Source organism: Mesorhizobium sp. 10J20-29 (assembly GCF_054130485.1).
The window spans coordinates 1,503,841-1,517,490 of the sequence record NZ_CP199156.1; the positions used below are offsets into that span (position 1 = coordinate 1,503,841).

General features: G+C 69.0%; 8 protein-coding genes. 7 read left to right on the forward strand and 1 reads right to left on the reverse strand.

Going from position 1 to position 13,650, the window contains the following annotated elements; translation table 11 throughout:
- The first annotated feature begins 29 nt into the window (after nt 1–29).
- The 7 genes from ACT2BZ_RS07260 (at nt 30) to ACT2BZ_RS07290 (ending at nt 12,267) form a co-directional block, all read left to right on the forward strand.
- Complete coding sequence (locus ACT2BZ_RS07260) at nt 30–2,591, forward strand: ATP-binding protein (protein ID WP_457940183.1); 2,562 nt, start codon at nt 30–32, stop codon at nt 2,589–2,591.
- The gene (tsaE, locus tag ACT2BZ_RS07265; protein WP_457940184.1) at nt 2,588–4,105 is read left to right on the forward strand and encodes a tRNA (adenosine(37)-N6)-threonylcarbamoyltransferase complex ATPase subunit type 1 TsaE; all 1,518 of its coding nucleotides are present in this window, start codon (nt 2,588–2,590) and stop codon (nt 4,103–4,105) included. Before ACT2BZ_RS07260 ends, tsaE begins: the two co-directional genes overlap by 4 nt.
- Nucleotides 4,102–4,818: a nucleotidyltransferase family protein gene (locus tag ACT2BZ_RS07270; RefSeq protein WP_457940185.1), complete on the forward strand. Its 717-nt coding sequence runs from the start codon at nt 4,102–4,104 to the stop codon at nt 4,816–4,818. The genes tsaE and ACT2BZ_RS07270 overlap by 4 nt, the downstream gene beginning before the upstream one ends.
- On the forward strand, nt 4,815–7,934 hold the full coding sequence (addB, locus tag ACT2BZ_RS07275) for a double-strand break repair protein AddB (protein ID WP_457940187.1): 3,120 nt from the start codon (nt 4,815–4,817) through the stop codon (nt 7,932–7,934). Before ACT2BZ_RS07270 ends, addB begins: the two co-directional genes overlap by 4 nt.
- On the forward strand, nt 7,931–11,449 hold the full coding sequence (gene addA / locus ACT2BZ_RS07280) for a double-strand break repair helicase AddA (RefSeq protein WP_457940188.1): 3,519 nt from the start codon (nt 7,931–7,933) through the stop codon (nt 11,447–11,449). Before addB ends, addA begins: the two co-directional genes overlap by 4 nt.
- Nucleotides 11,450–11,520: 71 nt before the next feature.
- Nucleotides 11,521–11,844 carry a thioredoxin gene (trxA, locus tag ACT2BZ_RS07285; RefSeq protein ID WP_457940190.1) on the forward strand — a complete coding sequence of 108 codons (324 nt, stop codon included), beginning with the start codon at nt 11,521–11,523 and terminating at the stop codon, nt 11,842–11,844.
- Nucleotides 11,845–11,985: 141 nt separating this feature from the next.
- Nucleotides 11,986–12,267, forward strand: a complete 282-nt coding sequence (locus ACT2BZ_RS07290) for a cupin domain-containing protein (RefSeq protein ID WP_457940191.1) — start codon at nt 11,986–11,988, stop codon at nt 12,265–12,267.
- Nucleotides 12,268–12,273: 6 nt separating this feature from the next.
- Here the strand turns inward: ACT2BZ_RS07290 and ACT2BZ_RS07295 are convergent, their stop codons facing one another.
- Nucleotides 12,274–13,605 carry a bifunctional folylpolyglutamate synthase/dihydrofolate synthase gene (locus tag ACT2BZ_RS07295; protein ID WP_457940193.1) on the reverse strand — a complete coding sequence of 444 codons (1,332 nt, stop codon included), beginning with the start codon at nt 13,603–13,605 and terminating at the stop codon, nt 12,274–12,276.
- Between the last annotated feature and the right edge of the window lie 45 nt (nt 13,606–13,650).

Sequence of the window (13,650 nt, forward strand, 5' to 3'; positions counted from 1 at the left end):
GCGGTCAGGCGGCGGAGAGGAAACAGGACATGCCGGGGGAAAACCCGCTTCGGGCGGGAAAAGCCGATTCCGGCGGCGATACGGATTCCGGAGAGGGGCTGCCGTCCAAGGGTGCCGGCGGTTCCCATAGCGGGGCTTTGCGCGCGTCGAAGCGGCTGCTGGCCGCCTCCGCCGCGACATGCCTGTTCGCGCCGACCGTAGCGCATGCGCAGAGCGCGTCGGCCAAATCGCTGTTCGCCTTCAACACGGTCGAGGTCATGCAGCTGGCGATGTTCGCCGGCGCCATGGGCGCCGCGCTGATCTCGGCCATCTTCCTCATTCGGGAACGCGCCCGCACCGCCAACGAGAATGTCGAGTTGCGCGGCCGGATCGCCGACCTCAACGCCGCGGTCCAGCGTTCGGACGCCCTGCTCAACCTGCGCGACCTGCGCGTCATCGTCTGGAGCAACGACAACCGCAAGCCCGAGCTGATCGGCGCCCTGCCGGTCGAGTCCGGTGCGCCGGAAGAGCGCGCCGCCTTCCTGGCCTTCGGCCGCTGGCTGACGGCGCGGTCCGCCGCTGCCCTCGAAAACGCCATCGCCGCGCTGCGCGAGAAGGCGACGGCCTTCGACATCGTCGTTGAGACGCATAGCGGCGCGCCGCTCGAGGTGCAGGGCCGCAAGAGCGCCTCGCATGTGATCGTGCGCTTCGTCTCGCTGTCCGAGCAGCAGCGCCTGCAGGCACGTCTTCGCATCGACAACCAGCGTCTGGTCAACGACCGCGAGAGCATGCTCGGCCTCATCGATTCCCTCGACATGCCGTTCTGGATCAGGTCGTCGGACGGCGAGCTGCGCTGGGTCAACCGCGCCTATGCCGCAGCGGTCGAGGCGGCCGACCGCGACGCCGCCATCAGCGAGAACAAGGAATTCTTGGGCACGCAGGCGCGCGAGGCGATCGCCCTGCACCACGCCTCGCGGCCGGTCTTCCAGCAGCAACTCTCGACCGTGATTGCCGGCGACCGCCGTGTCTTTGCCGTCACCGACTTTGCCGGTGCGCAGGGCTCGGCCGGCATTGCGCTCGACAAGAGCGAGATCGAGGCGACCCGCGCCGAATACGAGCGCATGGTGCAGAGCCATGCCGACACGCTCGACCAGCTAACCACGGCGGTCGCCATCTTCGACAGCAGCGAGAAGCTGCGCTTCTTCAACCAGGCCTTCCAGAAGCTCTGGGATTTCGATCACGGCTTCCTGTCGAGCGCGCCGGACAATGCGCTGATGATCGACAGGCTGCGCAGCGAGGGCAAGATCGCCGAGCAGCCGGAATGGCGGCGCTGGAAGGAAAACCTGCTGGCGGCCTATCGCTCGGTGGAATCGCAGGTTCACTGGTGGCACCTGCCCGATGGCCGCACCATCCGCGTCGTCGCCAATCCGCAGCCCAAGGGCGGCGTCACCTGGGTGTTCGAGAACCTGACCGAGAAGATGGATCTCGAGAGCCGCTACACCACGGCGGTGCGCGTGCAGGGCGAGACGCTCGACAATCTGGCCGAAGGCGTCGCCGTGTTCGGTCCCGACGGCCGCATCCGCCTGTCCAACCCGGCCTTCAACGCGCTCTGGCACCTGTCGCCCGATGTCGTCGAACAGAAGACCCACATCTCCGCCATCCGCGCGCAATGCGAACCGCTGGTGAAGGACAGCCCCTGGCCGGGCTTCGTCGCCTCCGTCACCGGCTTCGACGAGGAACGCCACGACCGCAGAGGCCAGGCCGAGCTCCTCAACGGCACGGTGCTGCGCTACGCGGTGATCCACCTGCCCAACGGCCAGGTGATGATGACCTTTGTCGACGTCACCGACCGGGTCAACATCGAGCGCGCGCTGGAAGAGAAGAACGACGCGCTGCAGCGGGCGGACCAGCTGAAGAACGATTTCGTCCAGCACGTCTCCTACGAGCTGCGCTCGCCGCTGACCAACATCATCGGCTTCACCGAGCTTCTTTCGCTGCCCGAGACCGGGCCCTTGCAGCCGCGCCAGCGCGAATATCTCGAGCATATCGGCACCTCTTCCTCGGTGCTCCTGACCATCGTCAACGACATCCTCGACCTTGCCACCGTCGACGCCGGTATCATGGAGCTCGACATTTCCGAGGTCCGCGTCGGCCAGACCATCGAGGCCGCCGCCGAACTGATTGCCGATCGCCTCGGCGAGCACCGCATCGAGCTGAAACTCGAGACGGCCATGGCGCCGGAAACCTTCCACGGCGACGAGATCCGCGTCCGCCAGATACTCTACAACCTGCTCTCGAACGCGGTGAACTACGCGCCCGACGGCAGCTCCATCACCCTGTCGTGCCGCCAGCTGGAGATCGGCACCGAATTCTCCGTGCATGACGACGGCCCAGGCATTCCGCCCGAGGTGCTCGACACCGTGTTCCGCCGCTTCGAGCCGCGCAGCAATGGCGGCCGCCGCCGCGGCGCCGGCCTCGGCCTGTCGATCGTAAAAAGCTTCGTGGAACTGCATGGCGGCAGCGTGCGCATCGAGACCGCCGAAAATGTCGGCACCACGGTGATCTGCCTGTTCCCGGTCAAGCCTGCCGGCATGCGCGAAGCCGCCGAGTGATCGCAGCGGTGGCCGCGAACCGGGTGCTGGAACGCTTTCTGGCCGACGAGGACGCCACGACGCGGCTCGGCGAGGACCTTGCCATGGCGCTGCGGCCGGGCGACCTCCTGGCGCTGTCGGGCGATCTCGGCGCCGGCAAGACCACACTGGCGCGCGGCCTGATCCGGGCGATGGCGGAAGATCCGGCGCTCGACGTGCCGAGCCCGACCTTCACGCTGGTCCAGTCCTACGAAGCCCGCGTGCCGGTGCATCATCTCGACCTCTACCGCCTGTCCTCGCCCGACGAACTCGATGAGCTCGGTCTCGACGAACTGCTGTCGGACGGGGCAGCACTTGTGGAGTGGCCGGAACGCGCCGGCGACCGCCTGCCAGCCGACGCCGTCCAGGTCGAACTCGTGCACGAAGCCGGTGGCCGGCTGGCGCGGATGGCGGGAAGCGGCCCGGCCTTCGAGCGCATTGCGCGCTCGCTTGCTGCCCGCGACTTCCTGGCGGCGCACGGACGTGGCGATGCCCACCGCCTTCACTTTGCTGGCGATGCCTCCGCGCGCTCCTACGAGAAACTGGCGGGGCCGTCCCCGCTGATCCTGATGAACGCGCCGGAACTGGTGCTCGGCCCGCCGGTGCGCGACGGCCGGCCCTATGCCGAGATCGCCCACACCGCGCGCTCGGTCGCCGCCTTCGTCGCCATCGACCGCGCGCTGGCCGCCGAGGGCTTTGCGGTTCCCGAGATCGTCGAGCAGGATCTGGCGCAGGGCTTTCTGCTGATCTCCGATCTCGGTTCGGAGGGCGTGCTCGATGCCGAAGGCCGGCCGATTCAGGAGCGCTATGCCGCCGCCGCTGAATTGCTGGCCGCGCTTCACACCCGCTCATGGCCCCGACGGATCGAGGCGGCTCCCGGCATCGTCCACGCGATCCCGCCCTTCGACCGCGACGCCATGCTGATCGAGGTCGACCTGCTGGTCGAGTGGTACTTCCCCTACATGACCGGCAGCCTGCCCGACGCAGCCGTCAGGGACGCCTTTCGCGACGTGTGGAGCCGATTGATCAGCCGGCTCGATGATGCCGAGGCGACGCTCGTGCTGCGCGACTATCATTCGCCGAACCTGATCTGGCGCGAAGCGCTGCAGGGTCACGACCGTCTCGGCCTGATCGACTTCCAGGACGCGCTCTGGGGTCCCGCCGCCTATGACGTCGCCTCGCTCGCCATGGACGCCCGGGTGACGGTGCCGCCCGAGGTCGAGGCGTCGACGCTCGCCGCCTATGCGGCGGCGCGCCAGGCGCTTGGTGGGTTCGACGAGGCGGCCTTTGCCGAGGCCTATGCCATCATGGCCGCGCAGCGAAATTCGAAGATCCTCGGCATCTTCGTGCGGCTGGACCGCCGCGACGGCAAGCCGGCATACCTCAAGCACCTGCCGCGCATTCGCGCCTATCTCGACCGTGCGCTCGTCCATCCGGCGCTCGCAGAGTTGAGCGCGTTCTATCGCGAGCATGGGCTTACCGGAGGGGCGGCATGAACGCGAAGCCGAAGGTCGCCATGGTGCTCGCTGCCGGGCTCGGCAAGCGCATGCGGCCGATCACCGACACCATTCCCAAGCCGCTGGTCGAGATTGCCGGGCGAACATTGCTCGACCGGGGCCTGGACAGCCTGGAGGCCGCCGGCGTCGTCACGGCCGTCGTCAACGTCCACTACCTGCCGCGCCAGATCGCCGATCATCTTGCGGGCCGCGCCGCGCCGCAGACGGTGATCTCCGACGAGAGCGACGGCCTGCTCGATTCGGCCGGCGGCATCGTCAAGGCGCTGCCGGCGCTCGGGCCGGAGCCCTTCTACATCCTCAACGCCGACACCTTCTGGCTCGACCGTGGCAAGCCGAACCTCGACCGGCTCGCCCTTGCCTGGGATGCGACGAAGATGGATATTCTGCTCATGCTGGCAGACCTTGATTCCGCAACCGGCCATTCCGGCGGCACAGACTTCGTCGTCGATGAAGACGGCCGCCTCAGCCGTGCCGCCGGCGCGCCGGACGGACTGATCTATGCCGGTGCGGCGATCGTCGACCCGGCGCTCTTCGCCGGTGCGCCGCAGGGGCCGGCTTCGCTCAACCGCTATTTCGATGCCGCCATTGCGGCCGGACGGCTCTACGGCATGAAGATGGATGGCCGCTGGATCACCGTCGGCACGCCGGACGCCATTCCGCTTGCCGAGGCGGCGGTGGCCGAAGGAGCATGAGCGACCCTCGCGTCGTCTCGATCCCGCCCGGCGCCGCCTTCCTTCCGACGCTGGCCGATTCCCTGCTGTCTGGCGCGCTCGTACCGGGCTTTTCCGCCGACGGCGATCCGCTGGCGCTTGCCGGCGTCACCATCTATGTGCCGACCCGCCGCGCCGCCCGTGCGCTGCGGGCGATCTTTGCCGACCGCGCGCCGGCCGGCGCCTCGATCCTGCCGGTGGTCAAGCCGCTCGGCGAGTTCGACGAGGACGAGGCGGTTTTCGGCGAGGACGATTCCGCCCCGCTCGAGCTTGCGCCGCCGATCTCGGCGCTGGACCGGCTGCTCTATCTCACGCCGCTGGTGCACGCCTGGAAGCAGCGGCTCCCCGCCCATGTCGCGCAGCTCTTCCAGGAACCCGTCGTCGTGCCCGCTTCGCCGGCCGACGCCATCTGGCTTTCCCGCGACCTCGCCGCGCTGATGGACGAGATCGAGACCGAGGGCGCAGGCTGGCAGGGCCTTGCCGGGCTCGCGCCCGACAGCCTGTCCGGCTGGTGGCAGGTGACGCTCGAGTTCCTCGGCATTGTCACCAAGCACTGGCCGGATTTTCTCGCCGCCCGCCAGCAGTCCAACCCGGCCGCCCATCGCAACGCGCTGATCCGGCTGGAGGCCGAGCGCCTGCGCAACAACCCGCCGGCCGGCCCGGTCATCGCCGCCGGCTCGACCGGCTCCATCCCCGCCACCGCCGAGCTGCTGGCGGCGATTGCGCGCCTGCCGATGGGAGCGGTGGTGCTGCCCGGCCTCGACCGCGCGCTCGACGAGCGGGCCTGGTCGGTGCTGGCCGCCGAGATGCCGCGTCCCGCCATCCTCGGGCATCCGCAGTTCGGGCTCGCCAAACTCCTGCGCCGCATCGGCCTGACGCGCGCCGACGTCACCGAGATCGGCGCCGCGACGCCGGCGCTGTCGCTGCGCGCCGCGCTGGTGTCGGAATCGCTTCGTCCGGCGGAGACGACCGACGAGTGGGCGGAACGCCGTGCCGCCCTGCCCGATGCCGACGTTGCCGAAGCGCTGTCGCGCGTCAGTCTCGTCGAGGCGCCGCGCGAGCGCGACGAGGCCGTCGCCATCGCGCTCGCGCTGCGCGAGGCGGTCGAAGAGCCCGGCCGCCGAGCCGCCCTGGTCACGGGCGACCGCGAACTCGCCCGCCGCGTTTCCACCGAACTGCTGCGCTTCGGCGTGCGCGCCGACGATTCGGGCGGCACGCCGCTCGCCAAGACGCCGCCGGCGACGCTGCTGACCTTGCTCGTGCAGGCGGCCTTCGAACCGGGCGATCCGGTCGCTGTGCTTGCCTTGCTGAAGCACCCGCTGCTGACGCTGGGCATGATGCGATCGACCGTACGCCACGCCGCCGAGACGATCGAACTGGTGGCGCTGCGCGGTGGCACGGGGCGTCCCGATATCGCCAGCCTCGGCGACCTCTTCGAAGCGCGGTTCGCCGAGACCGGTGCCGACGGGCGCCCGCCCTTCTGGCTGCCCCGCATCACCGAGGCGCGCATCGCCTCGGCGCGGGACGTCCTTGCCAGGCTGGTAGCGACCGTGGAGCCGCTGACTGCCTGCCGCGGTCAGGCATCGCTCGACCTGGTTGCCATGGTGCGCCTCACCGTCCAGGCGCTCGAGGCGCTGGCACGCGGCGAGGATGGCGGGCTTTTCGACCTCTACGCCGACGATGCCGGCGACAAGCTGGCCGAGTTCCTGCGCAGCCTCGTCGCTTCCACCGCGCCCTTCGCCCTCGAGCCCGACGAATGGCCGGCTATCCTCGCCGCCCTGATCGGCCCGGAAGCCGTCAAGCCGGCGCCCGGTGCCGAGCGCCGCATCGCCATCTGGGGCGCGCTCGAGGCGCGCCTGCAGAGCGTCGACACGCTGGTCATTGGCGGCCTCAACGAGGGCAGCTGGCCGCGCCGCGCCGAGGCCGACCGCTTCATGTCGCGCAGCATGAAATCGGGCCTGTCGCTGGAGCCGCCGGAGCGCCGCATCGGCCAGGCCGCGCATGACTTGGTGATGGCGATGGGCACGCCCGACGTGATCCTGACCCGCTCGGCGCGCGCCGGCGAGGCGCCGGCCGTCGCCTCGCGCTGGCTGCAGCGACTGCTGACCTTCGCCGGCAAGGACGCCACCGAAGCCATGCGCGCGCGGGGCGGCAAGTATCTCGCCTGGGGCCGCACGCTCGACGAAGCGCCCGATGTCGGCTTCGCAAAGCGCCCCAACCCGAAGCCGCCGGTCGGCAAGCGGCCGACGCATTTTTCGGTCACCCAGATCGAGACGCTGCGCCGCGACCCCTACGCCATCTATGCCCGCCTGGTGCTGAGGTTGTCGGCGCTCGACCCTCTGCTGCGCGACCCCGGCGCGGCCGAGCGCGGCACGCTGTTCCACGAGATCCTGAACCGCTTTTCAGCGAGCGGCGTGGATCCGCGGGATGCGACGGCTCTCGATGTTTTGCTGGCTAAGGGACGCGAATGCTTCGACGAAATCGCGTTGCCCGAGGATGTCGAGGCGGTCTGGTGGCCACGCTTCCACCGGCTCGCCGATGCCATCATCGCCTGGGAGAGGGAGCGCGCCGACGGCGTGCTCCGCCGCGCGCCCGAGGCACGCGCCGGCAAGCTTGTCGTCGGCGCATCCGGCGTCACCCTGTCCGGCTATGCCGACCGCATCGACCTCAGGCCCTCCGGCCTCGCCGATATTCTCGACTACAAGACCGGCTCCTCGCCCTCCAAGGGACAGGCGCATACGCTGCTGGCGCCCCAGCTGGCGCTCGAAGGCGCGCTGCTGAGGCGCGGCGCCTTCGAAGACATCGGCAGCCTGGAGCCGGCCGACCTGCTCTATGTCAGGCTGAAGCCCGACGGCGAAGTGGATCCCGAGTCGATCCTGAAGCACGGCAAGAACCTGCGCAGCGCGCAGGAGCTGTCCGAGGACGCCTGGGAGCGGCTGGAAAAGCTGCTGCTGCACTACCAGAACCCCGAGGCCGGCTATCTATCGCGGGCCCTGCCGTTCCGCGCCGGCGAGGTCGATGGCGAATACGATCATCTGGCGCGTGTGCTCGAATGGTCGGCCGGCGGCGATGGCGACGCGGAGGGCGGCGACGAATGAGCGGCCCGAGGCGCCAGGTGCCAGGCGAGACGGCGCGGCTGCAGGCGAGTGCCGCCGACCCGACGAACTCGGTCTGGGTGTCGGCCAATGCCGGCGCCGGCAAGACGCATGTGCTGGCGCAGCGCGTCATCCGGCTGCTGCTGTCGGGCACCGACCCGTCGCGCATTCTCTGCCTCACCTATACGCGCGCCGCCGCTGCCAACATGTCGAACCGCGTCTTCTCGAGTCTGTCCGAATGGACCATGCTCGACGACGCCAAGCTGGCCGAGAAGATCCTGGAGCTCGAGGGCATTGCACCCGATGCGGCGAGGCTGCGCACCGCGCGCCGGCTCTTCGCCGAGGCCCTGGAGACGCCGGGCGGGCTGAAGATCCAGACCATCCACGCCTTCTGCGAGGCGGTGCTGCACCAGTTCCCGCTCGAGGCCAACATCGCCGCGCAGTTCGAGATGCTCGACCAGCGCATGGAGCAGATGCTGTTCTCCATGGCGCGGCGCGAGATGCTGACGGGCGCCGTCGCCGGCAATGCCGGTCTGGCCGAGGCCTTCGCGACGGTGCTGGAACGCGGCGGCGAGTTCGGGCTCGACCTGCTGCTGCAGGAAATCGTGCGGCGAAGGGACGGCCTGCGCGCCTTCATCGACGAGGGCCTGTCGGGCGACACCGGTCCGCAGTCGCCGCTCTTCGACGAGTTCGGTTTTCGGCCCGGCGAGACGGCCGGGCAGATCGCCGGCGCCGTCTGGCCCTTGCCCGGCTTCGCGCCGTCGGAATTCGAGCGCTTTGTCGCCGAGGCGGAAGCCCGCGATGCGCGCAGCGTTCTCAACAACATCCTGCCGCACGCCACACTCGGCTTTGCCGAGCCGGATCCGGAACGGCGTTTGAAGCACTTCGCCAAGGGGTTCCTGAAGGCTGACGGCGACCCCTACGACCCCACCAAGGCGTTCAAGAAGGCGCTGCTTGCCGCCATGCCGGACCTGCCGGAGCGCTACGCCGCAGCTGCCGCCGCGATCATCGAGGCGATGGACAGGCTGACGCTCTTCCGCATGCTGGAGGGCACGCGCGCCGCGCTCGTCGTCGCCGACTGGATGATCGGCCGCTACGAGCAGCTGAAGTCGGCGCGCGGCCTGCTCGATTTCAACGACCTGATCACCCGCACCGTCCGGCTGCTCGCCCGCCAGGACGCCGGCGCCTGGGTACAGTACAAGCTCGACCAGGGCATCGACCACATCCTGCTCGACGAGGCACAGGATACCAGCCCCGATCAGTGGGAAGTCGTGCGGCGCCTCGCCGGAGAATTCTTTGCCGGCGAAGGAGCGCGCGACGACGTGCTGCGCACTGTCTTTGCCGTCGGCGACGAGAAGCAGTCGATCTACTCCTTCCAGGGCGCCTCGCCGGAATCCTTTGCCGAGACGGGCATCGAATTCCAGCGCCGCATCCGCGACGTCGAGGCAGGCTTCGAACGCGTGCGGCTGACGCTTTCCTTCCGCTCGACCAGCGACGTGCTCGACGCCGTCGACCGGGTCTTCGCCAGCGAGGAGGCGAGGCGCGGCATCTCGCACGACCCGGATCCCGTCAAGCACGGCGCCATCCGCGACCAGGAGCCCGGCTATGTCGAGCTGTGGCCCTCGCTCGGAGCCGAAGCCGTGCCGGAGGAGGACGACTGGACGCAGTCGGTCGATCACGCGCGCGCGCCCGCGGTGCGTGTCGCCGAAACCGTCGCGCTGACCATCAAGCACTGGCTCGATTCAGGCGACATCATCGAGGGCAAGGGCCGCAGGCTGCGTCCCGGCGATGTCATGGTGCTGGTGCGCAAGCGCGACAGCTTCGTCCACGCGCTGGCCAAGAGCCTGAAGGACAAGCACGTGCCGGTCGCCGGCGCCGACCGGCTGAGCCTGCCCGGCCACATCGCGGTCAAGGACCTCGCCGCGCTCGGCCGCTTCCTGATCCAGCCGGAGGACGACCTGTCGCTCGCCGCGGTGCTGCGCAGCCCGATCTTCGGCGTCAGCGAGGAGACGTTGTTCGATCTCGCGGCCGACCGCCCGAGGAGCCAGTCGCTCGATGCTGCGCTGCGCGAGCGTGCGGCTGCGGACCCGGGCCTGCAGGACATTGCCACGCAGATCGAGGCATGGGCCGGCGAGGCCGCCTTCAAGCCGGTCTTCGAGTTCTATTCCGGCGCGCTCGGCCGCGACGGCGTGCGGCGCAAGATGATTGCGAGGCTCGGCCTCGAGGCCGGCGACATTCTGGACGAATTCCAGAGCTTCTGCCTCGCCGAGGAGCGCACCGGCCTGCCCGGGATCGAGGCCTTCCTCGTCACGCTCGAAAGCGCCGGTCCGGAGATCAAGCGAGAGATGGACCAGGGCCGCGACGAGGTGCGCATCATGACCGTCCATGCCGCCAAGGGCCTTGAGGCGCCGGTGGTGTTCCTGGTCGATGGCGGCGCGGCGCCCTTCAGCGATTCGCACCTGCCGCGGATGATGCCTTTCGAGACGAAGCATCTCGGCTGGCAGGGCACCGGCTATCTCTGGCGCTCGGGCACCGACGTCGCGAACGGCTTCTCGCGCGAGGCGGCCGGCCGCGCCAGAGAGCGCGCCGACGACGAATACCGCCGCCTGCTCTATGTCGGCATGACGCGCGCCGAGGACCGCCTAGTCGTCTGCGGCTACCACGGCAAGCGCGCGCAGAACCCGGCCACCTGGCACCAGATCGTTTCCCGCGCCCTGCTCGGCGCGCCCGAGACCGTGGAACTTGCGCAACCGGTGACCGGCGAAGCCGTTCACCGGTTCCGCACCACGCAGGCACCGGCCGTCGTCCCCGACGAGCGTCAGGCGTCGGCGCCCGCCGCCTCTTTCCCGCCGCTGCCGGCTTTCGGCCCTCTGCCGCCCGACGACGACCTGCCGCGCCCGCTGTCCCCTTCCGGCGCCTCGATCCTGATCGAGGATGCCCGCGAGCCCGTCGTCTCGGACCGCTCGCCGGTGCTCGACGGCGACGACGAGCCGGGCTTCGCCATCCAGCGCGGCCTGGTCATGCACAAGCTGCTGCAGATGCTGCCAGGGCTGGCGCCGGAAAAGCGCGCCGGCGCAGCCGAGCGCTATCTGGAACGCGCGGCCGGCGACTGGCCGCCGGCGGAGCGCGCCGAGGCGCTCGGCGCCGTCGCGAAAATCCTCGAGCATGCCGGGTTCGGGCCGATCTTCGCACCGGGTTCGCGCGCCGAGGTGGCGGTCATGGGCGAACTGACGGTCAGGGGCAGGAAGCGCCAGGTCAGCGGCAAGATCGACCGCCTTGCGGTGACGGATAGCGAGGTGCTGATCGTCGACTACAAGACCAACCGGCCGGCACCCGCTTCGCTCGACGCAGTACCGCTTTCCTATGTCGTGCAGCTTGCGCTCTACCGCGCCCTGCTGCAGCCGCTCTATCCCGGCAGGCAGGTGTCGGCGGCACTCCTCTTCACCGAAGCGCCGCGCCTGCTGGCGGTGCCCGCCGCCGCGATGGATGCCGCGCTTGCCCGACTCACGCAGGCGTGAAACAAAGGCGCTTGAACGCAGCCCCGCACACCCCACATATCAGCCAACTGAATTTCTGAAAGGTGCACTCAATGGCAACCGTCAAGGTGGACAACAACAACTTCCAGGCCGACGTACTCGACGCCGAAGGGCCCGTGGTCGTGGATTTCTGGGCCGAGTGGTGCGGTCCCTGCAAGATGATTGGACCCTCGCTCGAGGAGATCGCGACCGAGATGGCCGGTAAGGTGAAGATCACCAAGCTCAACATCGACGAGAATCCCGAGCTTGCGGCCAAGTTCGGCGTGCGCTCGATTCCGACGCTGATGATCTTCAAGGACGGCGAAGTGGCCGACATCAAGGTTGGCGCGCTGCCCAAGACGGCGCTGTCGCACTGGATCGGCGGCAACGTCGCCTGATCCAAGTCACCACTTTTGAAGCTTCTGAAAGCCCGGCCCCCGTGCCGGGCTTTTTGCTGGCAGGCAGCATCCGGCCGGGCTGGCTCTCGCCATGCGTGCCGATCTCGGCCTTGATGTCCGGGACCAAACCGGGAGCCCGCCATGACAGGATCAGCCAAACCCACCGTCTTCATCGACAATGAGCGCGTCATTGTCACCGAATATCGCTTCCAGCCCGGCGACAACACCGGCTGGCACCGCCACGGCCACGACTATGTCGTCGTGCCGATGATGGACGGCAAGGTGAAGCTGGTCACCGGCGAGGGTGAGAGCTTCGCCGAGATGAAGAAGGGCCAGCCCTATTTTCGCAAGGAAGGCGTCGAGCACGATGTGATCAGCGCCAACGAAGGCGAGTTCGCTTTCGTCGAGATCGAGCTGAAGTAGCCTCGGCTATTCCGGCGGCGTGCCGTTTTCGGCGAGCACGGCGCCGGCGAGATAGAGCGAGCCGCCGATCAGGATGCGCGGCGGCGGTTCGTCGACCTCCCACGTGTCGCGCAGCAGCATCAGCGCATTGGCAACCGAATCGACCGGCTCGGCCGACAGGCCGGCCTCTATGGCGCGGATGGCGAGTTCCGCGTTGGGCACGCCGGCGTCGCTGCCGCTCACCGGAACGGCATAGACATGGCGCGCCATGCCGACAAAGGCGTGGAAATAGCCGGTCTGGTCCTTGGTGTTGATCATGCCGCAGATCAGGAACAGCGGACGCGGGTCCTTCTCCTCCTGCTCGACCAGCGCTTCCGCGACCACCAGCCCGGCGCCGGGATTGTGCCCGCCGTCGAGCCAGATCTCGGCGCCGACCGGTCCCTTTTCCGTCAGCAGGCCCTGCGGCAGGCGCTGCATGCGCCCGGGCCAGTAGACTTTCGTCATGGCGCGCTCGGCGTCGGCCTGGCTGATCGGGAACCCCGCCGCCTTGACCGCCGAGATCGCCGCCGCGGCGTTGGAATATTGGTGCCGGCCCGGCAGGCGGGGCGACGGCAGGTCCATCAGGCCGTCCTGGTCCTGGTAGACCATGCGGCCGTTCTCCTCATAGGCGAGGAAATCCTGGCCATAGACGGTGAGGTCGCAACCCAGCCGGTCGGCCGCCTCGATGATGACGTCCTGCGCCGTCTCGCTTTCCTGTGCGCCGATGACCACCGGGCAGCCCGGCTTGATGATGCCGGCCTTTTCAGAGGCGATGAGTTCGACGCGGTCGCCGAGATAGGCCTCGTGGTCGAGCGACACCGGCATGATCAGCGTCGAAGCCGGGTTGGGGATCACGTTGGTGGCGTCGAAACGCCCACCCAGTCCCACTTCCATGATGACGACGTCGGCCGGATGCTCCGAGAACAGCAGGAAGGCCACCGCCGTCAGGATCTCGAAGACGGTGATCTGCTGTCCCTCATTTGCGTCGGCGACGCGCGCGATGGTGCGCGCCAGCAGCGCGTCGTCGACGAAGCGGCCGCCGCCCGGCGCTCCCATGCGGTAGCGCTCGTGCCAGTTGACGAGATGCGGCGAGGTATGGACGTGGACGCTGTAGCCGGCGGCCTCCAGCAGCGCGCGCGCAAAGGCGGCGGCCGAGCCCTTTCCGTTGGTACCGGCGATGTGGATCACCGGCGGCAGCTTCAGGTGCGGATTGCCGAGCTTCTCGAGCAGGCGCGAGATTCGGCCGAGCGAAAGGTCGTAGCCTTTCGGGTGCAGCGCCATCAGGCGCTCGATTTCGAGGTCGGCAAGAAGCGTCGTCATGAAGGAATCCTATGCGCAGCCGGGCCGGCGCACAATCGCGAAGGC